This window comes from Streptomyces sp. NPDC020731 (assembly GCF_044334705.1).
Lineage (GTDB): Bacteria > Actinomycetota > Actinomycetes > Streptomycetales > Streptomycetaceae > Streptomyces.
In genome coordinates this window covers 141,487-155,821 of the sequence record NZ_JBIRTN010000012.1, presented here as the reverse complement: position 1 = coordinate 155,821, position 14,335 = coordinate 141,487, and the positions used below count along the sequence as shown (strand labels likewise).

General features: G+C 70.4%; 12 protein-coding genes and 3 pseudogenes. 5 read left to right on the top strand and 10 right to left on the bottom strand.

Annotated elements, in window-relative coordinates:
* Positions 1–33 precede the first annotated feature (33 nt).
* The 4 genes from ACH4VX_RS20230 to ACH4VX_RS20215 form a co-directional block, all read right to left on the bottom strand.
* Positions 34–513 (bottom strand): hypothetical protein, encoded by a 480-nt coding sequence (locus tag ACH4VX_RS20230; RefSeq protein ID WP_398368772.1) that lies wholly within the window; start codon positions 511–513, stop codon positions 34–36.
* Positions 514–779: 266 nt separating this feature from the next.
* The gene (locus tag ACH4VX_RS20225; RefSeq protein ID WP_398368771.1) at positions 780–986 is read right to left on the bottom strand and encodes a hypothetical protein; all 207 of its coding nucleotides are present in this window, start codon (positions 984–986) and stop codon (positions 780–782) included.
* Positions 983–1,360 (bottom strand): DUF6415 family natural product biosynthesis protein, encoded by a 378-nt coding sequence (locus ACH4VX_RS20220; RefSeq protein WP_398368770.1) that lies wholly within the window; start codon positions 1,358–1,360, stop codon positions 983–985. Before ACH4VX_RS20220 ends, ACH4VX_RS20225 begins: the two co-directional genes overlap by 4 nt.
* Positions 1,357–1,563: a hypothetical protein gene (locus ACH4VX_RS20215; protein WP_398368769.1), complete on the bottom strand. Its 207-nt coding sequence runs from the start codon at positions 1,561–1,563 to the stop codon at positions 1,357–1,359. The genes ACH4VX_RS20220 and ACH4VX_RS20215 overlap by 4 nt, the downstream gene beginning before the upstream one ends.
* A gap of 205 nt (positions 1,564–1,768) precedes the next feature.
* Here ACH4VX_RS20215 and ACH4VX_RS20210 point away from each other — a divergent pair, with 205 nt between their 5' ends.
* Together ACH4VX_RS20210 and ACH4VX_RS20205 are read left to right on the top strand one after the other, a co-directional pair.
* Positions 1,769–3,214 (top strand): hypothetical protein, encoded by a 1,446-nt coding sequence (locus ACH4VX_RS20210; RefSeq protein ID WP_398368768.1) that lies wholly within the window; start codon positions 1,769–1,771, stop codon positions 3,212–3,214.
* A gap of 9 nt (positions 3,215–3,223) precedes the next feature.
* Entirely contained in the window at positions 3,224–3,706 is a 483-nt protein-coding gene (locus ACH4VX_RS20205) for a hypothetical protein (protein WP_398368767.1), read from the top strand.
* Positions 3,707–3,971: 265 nt separating this feature from the next.
* Here the strand turns inward: ACH4VX_RS20205 and ACH4VX_RS20200 are convergent.
* The 3 genes and pseudogenes from ACH4VX_RS20200 to ACH4VX_RS20190 all read right to left on the bottom strand — a co-directional run.
* A pseudogene (locus ACH4VX_RS20200) lies at positions 3,972–4,163 on the bottom strand (HAD family hydrolase); the annotation flags it as partial.
* 152 nt (positions 4,164–4,315) lie between these two features.
* Entirely contained in the window at positions 4,316–5,818 is a 1,503-nt protein-coding gene (gene mmsA / locus ACH4VX_RS20195; protein WP_398368766.1) for a CoA-acylating methylmalonate-semialdehyde dehydrogenase, read from the bottom strand.
* A 209-nt stretch (positions 5,819–6,027) separates the two neighbouring features.
* A pseudogene (locus tag ACH4VX_RS20190) lies at positions 6,028–6,129 on the bottom strand (5-deoxy-glucuronate isomerase); the annotation flags it as partial.
* A gap of 462 nt (positions 6,130–6,591) precedes the next feature.
* On the opposite strand from ACH4VX_RS20190, the gene ACH4VX_RS20185 reads away from it, so the two are divergent.
* Entirely contained in the window at positions 6,592–6,792 is a 201-nt protein-coding gene (locus ACH4VX_RS20185; protein ID WP_398368765.1) for a helix-turn-helix transcriptional regulator, read from the top strand.
* A gap of 18 nt (positions 6,793–6,810) precedes the next feature.
* Here the strand turns inward: ACH4VX_RS20185 and ACH4VX_RS20180 are convergent.
* A pseudogene (locus tag ACH4VX_RS20180) lies at positions 6,811–6,948 on the bottom strand (alcohol dehydrogenase); the annotation flags it as partial.
* 297 nt (positions 6,949–7,245) lie between these two features.
* Between ACH4VX_RS20180 and ACH4VX_RS20175 the strand changes: the two are divergent.
* Together ACH4VX_RS20175 and ACH4VX_RS20170 are read left to right on the top strand one after the other, a co-directional pair.
* Positions 7,246–7,485, top strand: a complete 240-nt coding sequence (locus tag ACH4VX_RS20175) for a heavy-metal-associated domain-containing protein (RefSeq protein ID WP_398368764.1) — start codon at positions 7,246–7,248, stop codon at positions 7,483–7,485.
* A 110-nt stretch (positions 7,486–7,595) separates the two neighbouring features.
* Positions 7,596–9,893, top strand: coding sequence for a heavy metal translocating P-type ATPase (locus tag ACH4VX_RS20170; RefSeq protein WP_398368763.1), 2,298 nt, complete (start codon positions 7,596–7,598; stop codon positions 9,891–9,893).
* 638 nt (positions 9,894–10,531) lie between these two features.
* Here the strand turns inward: ACH4VX_RS20170 and ACH4VX_RS20165 are convergent.
* Together ACH4VX_RS20165 and ACH4VX_RS20160 are read right to left on the bottom strand one after the other, a co-directional pair.
* Positions 10,532–11,821 carry a citrate synthase gene (locus tag ACH4VX_RS20165; RefSeq protein WP_398368762.1) on the bottom strand — a complete coding sequence of 430 codons (1,290 nt, stop codon included), beginning with the start codon at positions 11,819–11,821 and terminating at the stop codon, positions 10,532–10,534.
* Positions 11,822–12,053: 232 nt separating this feature from the next.
* Positions 12,054–14,333, bottom strand: a complete 2,280-nt coding sequence (locus ACH4VX_RS20160) for an ATP-dependent RecD-like DNA helicase (RefSeq protein WP_398368761.1) — start codon at positions 14,331–14,333, stop codon at positions 12,054–12,056.
* Between the last annotated feature and the right edge of the window lie 2 nt (positions 14,334–14,335).

Sequence of the window (14,335 nt, the reverse complement as noted above, 5' to 3'; positions counted from 1 at the left end):
AGCGGGGTCGGCCACCTCTCACGAGGTCAGAGGTCAGCCGTGGTCACCGCAGGGCAGCGGGTCGGGCTGGCCGCCGTCGTCACCGCACGTGTCCCCACAGTCCACCTTGGCGGTCCACAGCTCCGGGATCGCCGTGTAGCCGGCGGCCCGGATGGCGTCGACGGTGGGCGAGATGGCGGCCTCGGGCGCGGGATAGGTCGCGCCACCCCAGCCGTCGCAGGGGTTGTGGTGGACCTTGTGCCAGCCCGGCCGCTGGAAGAACGCGTCGTACTCGGCAGTGAAGGTCATGAACTCGTGCCACGCCGGATCGACGTCCGCGCTCATGTACAGCGTCGGCGCTCCCTTGGGCTTGACCGCCGACGTGGCGAGGTAGGCGAGGGCCTGGTCCGTGATGGCCTCGGCTCGCGCCTGCTCGAGGACTGTGGTCTTGGCGACGCGCCTGCTCAGGCGGATGAAGAAGTCCGTGTCGACGAGGGTCCTCGCCGACACGGACTCCATGACTGGTGCAGACATGCTCATTCCTCTGATGATTGAGTGGTGGTGCATTGCAGGCCCGCCCCAGGGCTCGGCCTGTCCAGGGTTCGGGGGCCCTGGGGCGGGGCTTGTGGAACCCGTTTCGTCGGAGGCTTGCGGACCTTCCGGCGGGACGGGCGTTCTGGGGTGCGACCCTGACCCTGCGGTCGCCGTGGGGGTGCGTCAGTTGAGGGTCCGCGCCGGCACCACAGCGAGGACCGGGTCCGAGATGAGGGCCACGTAGGTCAGCAGGCCGGCGACGGCCTTCACGACTCCAGGGCCTTCACGATGAGGACGCGGGCCGCGGCACGGGCCGCCACCGGGTCCGGGCCAACCTGGTTGACGTGTCCGCGGTGCGCGTGGATGTCCCAGCCGGGCCCCGAGTTCCCTTCCTCGTGCCCGAGGTAGACGGCATCGTCCGGGTCCTCGATCGGCTCACCGCAGGCGCGACAGATCGGTACGGGCCCGCTCACCGCATGGTTCCGTTCAACATCTCGTAGTGGTCACACAGGGCGTTGAGGGCGCGGGCCAGGCGCCGGGCGTAACCGGGGGCGCCGCCGAAGCGGGGGGACGGCTGTGCTTCCAGTCTGCTGCGGGCCTCCCACACACAGCCGAGCACGGTGTAGCGGTGGACGCTGTCCGACTTCAGCTTCCAGGCCGCCGTTTCCACCTCGGGGGCCAGCAGCGCAAGGTGACCGCGCACGGTTTCGGTCAGCGTCCGAAGCTCGTCACCGGTCGGCGGCAGGGCTTCGGGGACGGCGTCGGGGTCCAGCAGCCGGTTCACGATGTCGCGCATCGTGGCGGTGTCGACCGGCGTGGTCTGCGTGTCCGGGCGGGTGGCGCTCACCGGGCCGCCGCCTGGCGGGTGCGGTGACGCGGGCACCGGCAGGGCGGGAAGCCATAGACGTCAGGGGCGAGCGCGGCCGGGTCCTCCTCGAACCCGACGGCGACCAGCTCACCCCGGTCCTCGATGACGGTTCCCTGCGCGTTCACGGTGTAGACCCGGACCGTCATCTTGACGCCGGACTTCGGCGGGGCTGTAGCGTTCATGGTGTTGACGCTCCTTCGCAGCGTTGACCACGCCCCGGGGCCGCTCGCAGCGCGGTTGCCGGGGTCTTGTCTGTCATGCATCGAGGGTCGCCGCCCGCGCACAACTGCGCCATGACCGGCGGGGATTACCGAAGTGGTAATACGCTCGTTCCTGATTCCGTAAATGCGTGACGAAGCGCCTACCATCACTACGGAAGTCGGCCCCATGGACGCCATCACCCCCGGCCCGCTCGCTCCCGAGGTCCTCGAACGAGACGACGTGAAGCGAGCCCTGGCAGAGCACGACTTTGCCGCGGCCTTCTCACTGATCAAGAAGTGGGGCGGCCTGTCCCAGAACCGCATCGCGTCGGCCTGCCAGCTCACCCCCGGCAAGGTCTCCACGATCATCAGCGGTCAACAGCAGGTCACGAGCTTCGATGTGATCTGCCGCATCGCAGACGGGCTGCGCATCCCCGGACGTTTCGTCGGCCTCGCCGACCGCCCGTGGGAAGAGCAGCCCGACATCCCCGACCCGCCGACTCCGCCTACCGCACAGCCTTCTGAAGGCGCCGCCTGGTGTCCCGCAGTGACAGTGCACCTGGCCGCAGACCTGACCAGGAGCGACCTCGTGATGGACCGCCGCACCGCAACCCGTGCCCTCGCCGGCGCCACTATGTCCGGAGCACCCCTGCTCGACACCCTGGAGAGATGGCTCCAGCCCGCCCTGCGGGTCGATCAGGGCCACCGCCGCGGACGTATCGGCCGGCGTGAGGTCCACGAACTGGAAGCGACGGCCCGCGCCTTCCGTGCGTGGGACCACCGGTTCGGCGGCGGCCTCCGCCGCAAGGCGGTCGTCGGACAGCTCAACGAGGTAGTCGGCCACCTGGAGGACCACCAGGCACCGGATGTCGAGCAGGGGCTGTTTCAGGTGATGGCTTACCTCGGTGGGACCGCAGCAACCATGGCCTGGGACTCTGGACACCAGAAACAGGCACAGGACTACTACCTCTTGGCGCTGCGAGCTGCTCACGCTGCCGACGACACCGCATTCGGCGCCAACGTACTGGCCGGCATGGCGCGGCAGATGCTGTACCTGGACCGTCCGCAGGACGCCCTCGAACTCGCACACTTGGCACAAAAGGGCACCGGAAGAGCAACCAGCCCGCGTTTGTGGGCCATGCTGCACACGCGGGAGGCATGGGCATACGCGGCCATGGGCCGGGCTGCGGCATTCAGCCGGGCCACCAGCGAGGCGGAGGAAGCACTCGCCGACGCCGGCGGGGATGAAGAGCCCTACTGGATCGCGTACTTCGACAGTGCGGAGCTGGCTGGTGTCACTGGCGGCCGTCTGCTGGAGATGGCTCGCGCAGATCCTCAGAAACATGCGGAGGCCGCTGCCGGAAGCATCCGCAGTGCGCTCGCCGGACGCGGCTCGGAGGCAGGGCGTAGCCATGCCCTGGATCTGATCGGGCTTGCGGAGTGCCACTTCCTGATCGGGGATCTGACCGGCGCAGTCGAGCACACACATCGCGCAGCCGACGCTGCTGCCCGGACCCGCTCAAGTCGTGTCCGCGCCCAGCTCGGGCAGCTGTACCCGTACACCGTGGGCCGGTCGGCATCGCGTACGGTCGGCGAGGCGCGGGCAAGGATCCGCGATGTCCTGTCGAGTTGAAGGAGCACCGTGACCACGATCGCCGTGACCGGGCACATGGATCTGACCGACAGCAGCATGCCCCTGGTACGCGATGCGCTACGAGAGACACTCCGGCCCTACGCCGACGACCTCACCGGCGTCTCGTGCATCGCCAGGGGATCCGACACCCTGTTCGCTGAAGTCGTACTCGAGTTGGGTGGCCGCCTGATCGTGGTCATCCCCTCGAAGGACTACCGGCAGAGCAAGGTCAAACCCGACCACACCGATGCATTCGATCGGCTCGTGCAGGCCGCGGACGACGTCGTCGTACTCAATAACGAGACTGCGAACCGAGCTGCCTACGAGGAGGCCAATCGCACACTGCTGCACCGGGCCAGCCGTCTGGTCGCTGTCTGGGACGGCACGCCCCCGAGCGGCAAGGGCGGCGGCACGGCAGACACCGTCCAGGAAGCCCGCGAAGCCGGATTCCCCGTGGATGTCGTCTGGCCCGCCGGGGCCGTGCGGGGATGAGTCCCGCGCCCGCCCCGCTCGATCTTCCGGATGGTGCCGAGCGCGACGCAGGCTGCGTCGGCGAGCTGCTGCTGCTGCTGTGTCAGCTTCGGTCGCATGGCGCTGCGGCAGTAGACGATCCGGCGGCCTATCTCGCCGTCAGCGTGTACGGGTATACCGGCTCCCGGTTCGGCGCATCCCACTCCGAACAGTACTCGCGCCTGTACGCCGCGTGCACAGGAACGGCCTCGCCAACCATCCGGCTGGTAAGGCCGGTTCATGCCCGTCAGGCACCGACGATGCCGGCGAGCTGGGTAAGGCTGTCGATCCGCCAGTCCGCTTGCGCCACTACCTCCGGATCGTCCGCCCACAGGTAGCCCCACGGTCCGCGGCGAAGGTGCGCCGTACGCAGTCCTGCCGCCTTCGCGGGGAACACGTCGTTGGCCGGGTGGTCACCCACATACAGGGTCGCCTCCGGGACCGTCTGCAGCGGCCTCGTCCGACCGCGTTCGTGCGTCCCGTCGGCGGGGGACGGGAGTGGACCGTGCCCCCGGAGCGGTTGCGGGCGGCCGGCCGGGACCGTGGTGGTGGGCACGGTCCCGGCCGGCCGGGGTGACGGTTCGCGCGGGCTCAGTGGTTGCGCGGGAAGCCCAGGTCGACGCCGGTCGGGGCGTCCGCCGGGTCGGGCCAGCGGGTGGTGACGACCTTGCCGCGGGTGTAGAAGTGCGTGCCGTCGTTGCCGTAGATGTGGTGGTCGCCGAAGAGGGAGTCCTTCCAGCCGCCGAAGGAGTGGTAGCCGACGGGGACCGGGATCGGGACGTTCACGCCGACCATGCCGGCCTCGACCTCCAGCTGGAAGCGGCGGGCGGCGCCGCCGTCGCGGGTGAAGATCGCGGTGCCGTTGCCGAACGGGGAGGCGTTGATGAGGTCGAGGGCTTCTTCGTAGGTCTCGGTGCGCAGGACGCACAGGACCGGGCCGAAGATCTCGTCCTGGTAGGCCGCGGCGGACGTCGGCACCTTGTCGAGGAGGGAGATGCCGATCCAGTGGCCGTTCTCGTGGCCGTCGACCGTGTAGCCGGTGCCGTCGAGGACGACCTCGGCGCCCTCGGCCGCCGCACCCGCCACGTACGAGGCGACCTTGTCGCGGTGGGTCGCGGTGATCAGCGGGCCCATCTCGGAGGTGGGGTCGTTGCCGGGGCCGATCTTGATCTTCTCGGCGCGCTCGCGGATCTTCTCCACCAGCGTGTCGCCGATCGCGCCGACGGCGACGACCGCGGAGATCGCCATGCAGCGCTCGCCCGCGGAGCCGTAGGCCGCGGAGACGGCGGCGTCGGCCGCCGCGTCGAGGTCGGCGTCGGGGAGGACCAGCATGTGGTTCTTGGCGCCGCCGAGGGCCTGGACGCGCTTGCCGTTCGCCGAGGCGGTGGTGTGGATGTAGCGGGCGATCGGGGTGGAGCCGACGAAGGAGACGGCCTTGACGTCGGGGTGGGTGAGGAGGCGGTCGACGGCCACCTTGTCGCCGTGGACGACGTTGAAGACGCCGTCGGGGAGACCGGCCTCCGACAGGAGTTCGGCGAGGCGGACCGAGGCGGACGGGTCCTTCTCGGACGGCTTCAGCACGAACGTGTTGCCGCAGGCGATGGCGAGCGGGAACATCCACATCGGCACCATCGCCGGGAAGTTGAACGGCGTGATGCCGGCGACGACGCCCAGCGGCTGGCGGATGGACGACACGTCGACGCGGCTGGCGACCTGTGTGGACAGCTCGCCCTTGAGCTGCACGTTGATCCCGCAGGCCAGGTCGACGATCTCCAGGCCGCGTGCCACCTCGCCGAGTGCGTCGGAGTGCACCTTGCCGTGCTCGGCGGTGATCAGTTCGGCGATCTCGTCGCGGTGGGCGTCGAGCAGCGCGCGGAACCTGAAGAGGATGGTGGTGCGGGTGGCCAGGGAGGACCGGCCCCAGCTCAGGTACGCCTCCTTGGCGGCGGCGACCGCGGCGTCGACCTCCTCGACGGACGCGAACGCGACCTTCGTGGTGATCTCGCCGGTCGCCGGGTCCGTCACCGGGCCGTGGGTACCCGAGGCGCCTTCGGCGGTCCTGCCGCCGATCCAGTGGTTGACGATCTTCGTCATGACCGAGAACTCCTTCGCAGGGGGCGGCGTCGGGTGGGGACGTGCCGTTCGTACAGCTCGTGCCGTCGGGTCGCGGGCGGACGCGCCGCGGCCCCGGCCACGGATCCATCCCACCAGGACCGGGCGGCCGGACGGGCCCGACACAGTGTCGGCCGTTCGGGTCTCCGAGTGGACACATGACACTTCGGCGGCTTCGGCGACGTCGGCAAAACCTCCGGCGCGGGGCCGCGGCGGGCGGGGAGTCGTCGCCCGCGCTTCGCTCCTGCCAAAGCGAAGCGGCCTTCCGCGCCGGAGGCGATCGGTGCCGGGGTACCGGCGGTCGCGCCACGGTGACGTCGGCGTGCCACTCGCATGGCGATCACGTCGTGCACCATGGCGTCCCCTTCGTACGGCCGCACGGCCTCCACGGCTCTGCGGCTTCACGGCTCCCCCCGGTTCTAGCTCCGGGCACGAAGCCCTGTCAATGTTTTGTCCGGACATTCGGACGAAACTTTGTCGGGGTCCTGCCCGCCCCCGCCGCCGCGGGGGAAGTCAACGTGCCCCGCCGATGAACCGGCGTGCGCCTGTGTGGCATCCCTGTCACAAACACTCCCGTGCCGTCACGGACGTCACACGTGCGCGGACCTTCCGTCACACCCGGCGCACAACCCCTGCCCTGCCGCCGACGGGCCTCGTTCACCGGGCACAACGCATGCCTGATCACCAGCGCGCACCCGGACCCCCCTGACTGCCGCCCCCGGCCGTCGCCGCGGTGCGCGCGGGGAGGTGCCACCATGACCGACCGATCGCTGTGGTCCTACAGGGACATCGCGGCCCACATCAAGGTGCAGCCGGACACCGTCCGCTCCTATCGCAAGCACGGCCTGCTGCCCCCGCCCGATCAGGTGGAGGCGGGCAAGCCCTACTGGTACGCCGACACCATCCGGACGTGGGTCGCCTCCCGCCCGGGCAACCGGGGCCGCAACAACGGCTGACCTCCCGGCAGTCCGCGCTCAGCCCCAGGGCTCGATCACCGTCACGCCGGCCCCCGCTCCCGCCCCGCCCATGGCCGCGAGGGCGGGCGGGGCGGCGTCCGGGGCGATGGTGGAGGTCGCCGGCAGACCGGGGCGGAGCACCCCGGCGCGGACCACGACCCCTCGCTCCGCCGGCTCCGGGTCCGCGACCTCCCGCACCTCGGCCGGCCTCCCGTACCGCTCGAACACCACCGCCCGCGTGCCTGGTCCCGCCCTCCGGTGATCGTCGCTTCCGACGGAACGCCATCCCCCGGGTCCCGCCTTGTCGCGGATGCCCTCGGTCCATCCCGGTCCGCCCCGGTCCGCCTTGCGCCATCCCGGCCGCCGGACTTGGATTCATACCCCCTAGGGGTATAACCTGGAGTCATGGCCACGGCCACACCTACCCCATACGCCTCGACGAGGAGTAACGACATGACCTCCCAGACCGACACCCAGGGTTCCGTCACCGCCGTCTACCAGGTGAGCGGGATGAGCTGCGGCCACTGCGAGGGCGCCGTCTCCGGGGAGATCTCCCAGCTCCCCGGTGTCAGCTCGGTGCAGGCGGTCGCCTCCTCCGGCAAGGTGACCGTCGTCTCCGCGGCCCCGCTCGACGAGGAGGCCGTCCGCGCCGCCGTCGACGAGGCCGGCTTCGAGCTGGTCGGCAAGGCCTGAAGCCCCGTGCGGCGTGAACCGGGCCGCAGCGGCCACCCGTTCCCCGCGACCTGTCGCGGCCCGGCCCGCCACCGTTCACCGGAGCCCCCGGACATCCCTGGAGTACGGACATGACCAGCACCACCGCCATCGGGACACCGGCCGCCGGACAGCCGGCCCGCTCGGAGGTCGAGCTGCTCATCGGCGGGATGACCTGCGCCTCCTGCGCGGCCCGCGTCGAGAAGAAGCTCAACCGCATGGACGGCGTCACCGCCACGGTGAACTACGCCACGGAGAAGGCCCGGATCACCTACCCGCCGGGCACCGAGGTCGCCGACCTGATCACCACGGTGGTGCGGACCGGCTACACCGCCGAGGAACCCGCGCCCGCGCGGGACGAGACGCCCTCCACGGAGGCCGACCCCGAACTGGCCGCCCTGCGCCGGCGCCTCACCGGCTCCGTGCTCCTCGCCCTCCCCGTCGTCCTCCTGGCGATGATCCCGCCCCTGCAGTTCGACAACTGGCAGTGGCTCTCGCTCACCCTCGCCGCGCCCGTCGTGGTCTGGGGCGCCGCCCCCTTCCACCGGGCCGCCTGGACCAACCTCCGGCACGGCGCGGCCACCATGGACACCCTGGTCTCCGTCGGCACGCTCGCCGCGTTCGGCTGGTCCCTGTGGGCGCTGTTCCTCGGCGACGCGGGCATGCCAGGCATGCGGCACCCCTTCGAACTCACCGTCGCCCGCACCGACGGCGCCTCCACGATCTATCTGGAGGTCGCCGCCGGCGTCACCGCCTTCATCCTGCTCGGCCGCTACCTGGAGGCCCGTTCCAAGCGCCGCGCGGGAGCGGCCCTGCGGGCGCTGATGGAACTGGGCGCCAAGGACGTGACCGTACTGCGATACGAGGAGGGCGAGCGCGAAGCGCTCTCGGTCGAGGGCGGTGGCGGGAGACGGGTGGGCGGGCGGGAGGTGCGGATCCCGGCGGAGCGGCTGGCCGTCGGCGACCGGTTCGTCGTACGGCCCGGGGAGAAGATCGCCACCGACGGCACGGTGCTCGAGGGCTTCTCCGCCGTGGACGCCTCCATGCTGACCGGCGAGTCCGTCCCCGTGGACGTCACCGTCGGCGACACCGTCACCGGCGCCACGGTCAACGCCGGCGGACGGCTCGTCGTCGAGGCGACCCGGATCGGCGCCGACACCCGGCTCGCGCGGATGGCGCGGATGGTCGAGGAGGCGCAGAACGGCAAGGCGCAGGTGCAGCGCCTCGCCGACCGGATCTCCGGGATCTTCGTCCCCGTGGTGCTGCTGATCGCGGTCGGCACCTTCGGGATGTGGCTGGGCGCCACGGGCGACACCGTCGCCGCGTTCACCGCCGCCGTCGCCGTACTGATCATCGCCTGCCCCTGCGCCCTCGGGCTCGCCACGCCGACCGCGCTGATGGTCGGCACCGGGCGGGGCGCCCAGCTCGGCATCCTCATCAAGGGCCCCGAGGTCCTGGAGTCCACCCGCCGCGTCGACACCGTCGTCCTGGACAAGACCGGCACCGTCACCACCGGCCGGATGACCCTGCAGGAGGTGTATGTCGCCGAGGGCACCGACGAGCAGCGGCTGCTGCGGCTCGCGGGCGCCCTGGAGCACGCCTCCGAGCACCCCGTCGCGCGGGCGATCGCCGCGGGCGCCGAGGAGCGCGCCGGGACGCTGCCGGAGGCCGAGCGCTTCGAGAACGTCCCCGGCCGGGGCGTACGCGGGCGCGTGGAGGGCCACGAGGTGGCCGTGGGGCGGCTCTTCGAGGAGTTGCCGCCCGCCCTGGCCCGGGCGAAGGACGAGGCCGAGCGGGACGGGCGTACGGCCGTCGTGGCCGGCTGGGACGGGGTGGCGCGCGGTGTCCTCGCGGTCGCCGACGCCGTGAAGGAGACCAGCGCCGAGGCGGTGCGCGAGCTGCGCGCCCTGGGGCTCACGCCGGTGCTGCTGACCGGTGACAACCGGGCCGTCGCCGAGGCGGTGGCGCGGACCGTGGGCATCGACGAGGTGATCGCCGAGGTGCTGCCCGAGGACAAGGCCGACGTCGTACGACGGCTGCAGGGCGAGGGGCGCAGCGTCGCCATGGTCGGCGACGGCGTCAACGACGCGGCCGCGCTGGCTGTCGCTGATCTGGGTCTCGCCATGGGCACCGGCACGGACGCGGCGATCGAGGCGGGCGACCTCACCCTGGTCCGCGGCGACCTGCGGGTGGCCGCGGACGCGATACGGCTGTCCCGCAGGACACTCGGCACGATCAAGGGCAATCTGGTGTGGGCCTTCGGCTACAACGTGGCCGCGCTGCCACTGGCCGCGGCCGGGCTGCTGAACCCGATGATCGCCGGTGCGGCGATGGCGTTCTCCTCGGTTTTCGTGGTGACGAACAGCCTGCGCCTGCGGGCGTTTCATTGAGGTCTCAAGTTGGGGTGTACCCCTGTTGTCCGGTACGACCCTCACATAAGCTCTTCACAAGGCTCGCGCATCATCCTTACGCTCGAGCCCCGTGAGCGGTTTGCGGGCTCTTGCGCACCCTCGAGGGATACGCAAGAGACGCAGATCACAGTGATCCGAACGTAACCACCGAAGGGGTTCGAAGGTCTAAGTTGGCGATGTCGGGCAGCGTCTTGGGGGGCGCTTCCTGGCATCTGGGGATGTCTTGGGGGACTTTCCCAGAGGTTGCGTTGCCGGGGCACGTACCCAGCGGGGAGCTTTGAGCGGCCCTCCCGACACGTGCGCTGTCCCGGCAGACCGCACACCGACGAGTGCGGCGGGTTCAGGTCCGCCCGCACTCGCACAGCGATTCAGGCGCTGTTCTCACAGACGCCCGGCCGGATCCCGTGGGGGGAATCCGCACCGGGACATGGGAAGGCGCCCTGGTACGTCGGCCCGTGGGGGGACCGCCGGCCGGGGCGCCTTTTCCATATGTCCGTACTCGTACTCCGTACGTCTGTACCCGTGTTCCGTATGGCCCCGTACTCGTACCGCAGCACCGGGCCCCGCACACGACCAGCGTGTGCGGGGCCCGGTGCTGCGGCTCGGAGGCGCCGGGGTCAGCGCTCCTCGACCGGGACGAAGTCGCGCTCGACGACGCCCGTGTAGATCTGGCGCGGGCGGCCGATGCGGGAACCCGGCTCCTTGATCATCTCGTGCCACTGGGCGATCCAGCCCGGAAGGCGGCCGAGGGCGAACAGGACCGTGAACATCTCGGTCGGGAAGCCCATGGCCCGGTAGATCAGACCGGTGTAGAAGTCGACGTTCGGGTAGAGGCTGCGCGAGACGAAGTAGTCGTCGGAGAGCGCGTGCTCCTCCAGCTTCAGGGCGATGTCCAGCAGCTCGTCGGACTTGCCGAGGGCGGACAGCACGTCGTGCGCGGCAGCCTTGATGATCTTGGCGCGCGGGTCGAAGTTCTTGTAGACCCGGTGGCCGAAGCCCATCAGGCGGACGCCGTCCTCCTTGTTCTTCACCTTGCGGATGAAGGAGTCGACGTCGCCGCCGTCGGCCCGGATGCCCTCGAGCATCTCCAGCACCGACTGATTGGCGCCGCCGTGCAGCGGGCCCCACAGGGCGGAGATGCCGGCGGAGATCGAGGCGAACATGTTCGCCTGCGAGGAGCCGACCAGGCGCACGGTGGAGGTCGAGCAGTTCTGCTCGTGGTCCGCGTGCAGGATGAGCAGCTTGTCCAGGGCGGCCACGACGACCGGGTCGAGCTCGTAGTCCTGCGCCGGGACCGAGAACGTCATGCGCAGGAAGTTCTCGACGTAGCCGAGGTCGTTGCGCGGGTAGACGAACGGGTGGCCGACCGACTTCTTGTACGCGTAGGCCGCGATCGTCGGAAGCTTGGCGAGCAGCCGGATGGTGGAGAGGTTGCGCTGCTGCTCGTCGAACGGGTTGTGGCTGTCCTGGTAGAACGTCGACAGCGCGGAGACGACCGACGACAGCATGGCCATCGGGTGGGCGTCGCGCGGGAAGCCCTTGTAGAAGTTCTTGACGTCCTCGTGCAACAGGGTGTGCTGCGTGATGTCGCCCTTGAACGCGGAGAGCTGGTCGACGGTCGGCAGCTCGCCGTTGATCAGCAGGTAGGCGACCTCCAGGAAGGTGGAGCGCTCGGCCAGCTGCTCGATCGGGTAGCCGCGGTACCGGAGGATGCCGGCCTCGCCGTCCAGATACGTGACCCCGGATTTATAGGCGGCGGTGTTGCCGTAGCCGCTGTCCAGTGTCACCAGACCGGTCTGAGCGCGGAGCTTCCCGATGTCGAAGCCCTTGTCGCCGACGGTGCTGTCGATCACCGGGTAGGTGTACTCGCTGCCGTCGTACCGCAGTACTACAGAGTTGTCGCTCACGTCTTCCCTCACCGACCTAGTGCCTCATCTTCGAGGTGCCCTGACTGTCTCCACCATCCCCCACTCGGCGCAGGAGAGTGCACTCGGGGTCGACCATCGGGCCTATTGGCGGCACTGAGTGCCGCCAACTTGCCCATCCTGCCCCTTGAGTTCCCCATCCGGAAGGGCTCTGTGACCTTCGTGACTCATTTGATCGATCATTTTTTGATGACGGGGCGCTCACAGGGGTGATTCAGGGGTGTGAGAGGCGGGAGCCGGCGAGGCGGAAGTCCAGCGCCGTGCACCGGCGGCCCGCCGAGACGGTGCGCACCGCCTGTCCGATCGCCTTGCGGGAGCCGACGAGGACGACCAGCCGCTTGGCCCGGGTGACCGCCGTGTACAGCAGGTTGCGCTGGAGCATCATCCAGGCGCCCGTGGTCACCGGGATGACGACCGCCGGGTACTCGCTGCCCTGGGAGCGGTGGATGGTCACGGCGTAGGCGTGCGCCAGCTCGTCCAGTTCGTCGAAGTCGTAACTCACCTCCTCGTCCTCGTCGGTCAGCACCGTCAGGCGCTGGTCGACCGGGTCGAGCGAGGTGACCACGCCCACGGTGCCGTTGAAGACCCCGTTCTCCCCCTTCTCGTAGTTGTTGCGAATCTGGGTGACCTTGTCGCCGACGCGGAAGACCCGGCCGCCGAACCGCTTCTCGGCGAGGTCGGGGCGGCCGGGGGTGATGGCCTGCTGGAGCAGCCCGTTGAGCGTGCCCGCGCCGGCCGGGCCCCGGTGCATGGGGGCGAGGACCTGCACGTCCCGGCGTGGGTCGAGGCCGAATTTCGCGGGAACGCGCCGGGCGGCGACGTCCACGGTGAGCCGGCCGGCTTCCTCGGTGTCGTCCTCGACGAAGAAGAAGAAGTCCTTCATGCCGTCGGTGACGGGGTGCTGCCCGGCGTTGATCCGGTGCGCGTTGGTCACCACCCCGGACTGCTGCGCCTGGCGGAAGACACGGGTGAGCCGGACGGCGGGGACGGGGCTCCCGTCGGCGAGGAGGTCCCGGAGCACCTCGCCGGCGCCGACACTGGGCAGCTGGTCGACGTCGCCGACGAAGAGGAGGTGGGCGCCCGGGGGCACCGCCTTGACCAGCTTGTTCGCGAGGAGGAGGTCCAGCATGGACGCCTCGTCGACCACCACCAGGTCGGCGTCGAGCGGGCGGTCCCGGTCGTAGGCCGCGTCGCCGCCGGGCCTGAGCTCCAGCAGGCGGTGGACGGTGGAGGCCTCGGCGCCGGTCAGCTCGGCGAGCCGCTTGGCGGCACGGCCGGTCGGGGCGGCGAGGACGACCTTGGCCTTCTTGGCACGGGCCAGCTCCACGATGGAGCGGACCGTGAAGGACTTGCCGCAGCCGGGGCCGCCGGTGAGCACGGCGACCTTCTCGGTCAGCGCCAGCTTGACGGCCGCCTCCTGCTCGGGGGCGAGATCGGTGCCCGTACGCCCCTTCAGCCAGCCGAGCGCCTTGTCCCAGGTCACGTCCCGGAAGGCCGGCATCCGGTCCTCGTCGGTGCGCAGGAGGCGCTGCAGCTGGGCGGAGAGGGCCAGCTCGGCGCGGTGGAAGGGGACGAGGTAGACGGCGGTGACGGGGTCGCCGCCCTGCGGGTCGGGGACCTTCTCGCGTACGACGCCGGGGTCCTCGCCCTCCTGGGGGTCGGCGGCCAGCTCGGCCAGACACTCGATGACCAGCCCGGTGTCCACCTGGAGCAGCTTCACCGCGTCGGCGATCAGCTTCTCCTCGGGGAGGTAGCAGTGCCCCTGGTCGGTGGCCTGCGAGAGCGCGTACTGCAGGCCGGCCTTCACCCGGTCCGGGCTGTCGTGCGGGATGCCTACGGACTGGGCGATCTTGTCGGCGGTGAGGAAGCCGATGCCCCAGACGTCGGCGGCGAGGCGGTAGGGCTGGTTCTTCACGACGGAGATGGAGGCGTCGCCGTACTTCTTGTAGATCCGGACCGCGATGGAGGTGGAGACCTCGACGGTCTGGAGGAAGAGCATGACCTCCTTGATCGCCTTCTGCTCCTCCCAGGCGTCGGCGATCTTCTTGGTCCGCTTGGGGCCGAGGCCGGGGACCTCGATGAGGCGCTTGGGCTCCTCCTCGATGATCCGGAGCGTGTCCAGCCCGAAGTGCTGGGTGATGCGGTCGGCGAAGACCGGGCCGATGCCCTTGACCAGGCCGGAGCCCAGGTAGCGGCGGATGCCCTGGACGGTGGCGGGGAGGAGGGTCGTGTAGTTCTCGACGTGGAACTGCTTGCCGTACTGCGGGTGCGACCCCCAGCGCCCCTCCATCCGCAGGGACTCCCCCACCTGTGCGCCGAGCAGCGCACCGACGACGGTGAGGAGATCGCCGGCGCCTCTGCCGGTGTCGACCCGGGCGACCGTGTAGCCGTTCTCCTCGTTGGCGTACGTGATCCGCTCCAGGACACCTTCGAGGGTGGCGAGCCGGCGTTCACCGGGGGCGGCGGCTGCGGACTGGGCGGACTGGTTGGACATGA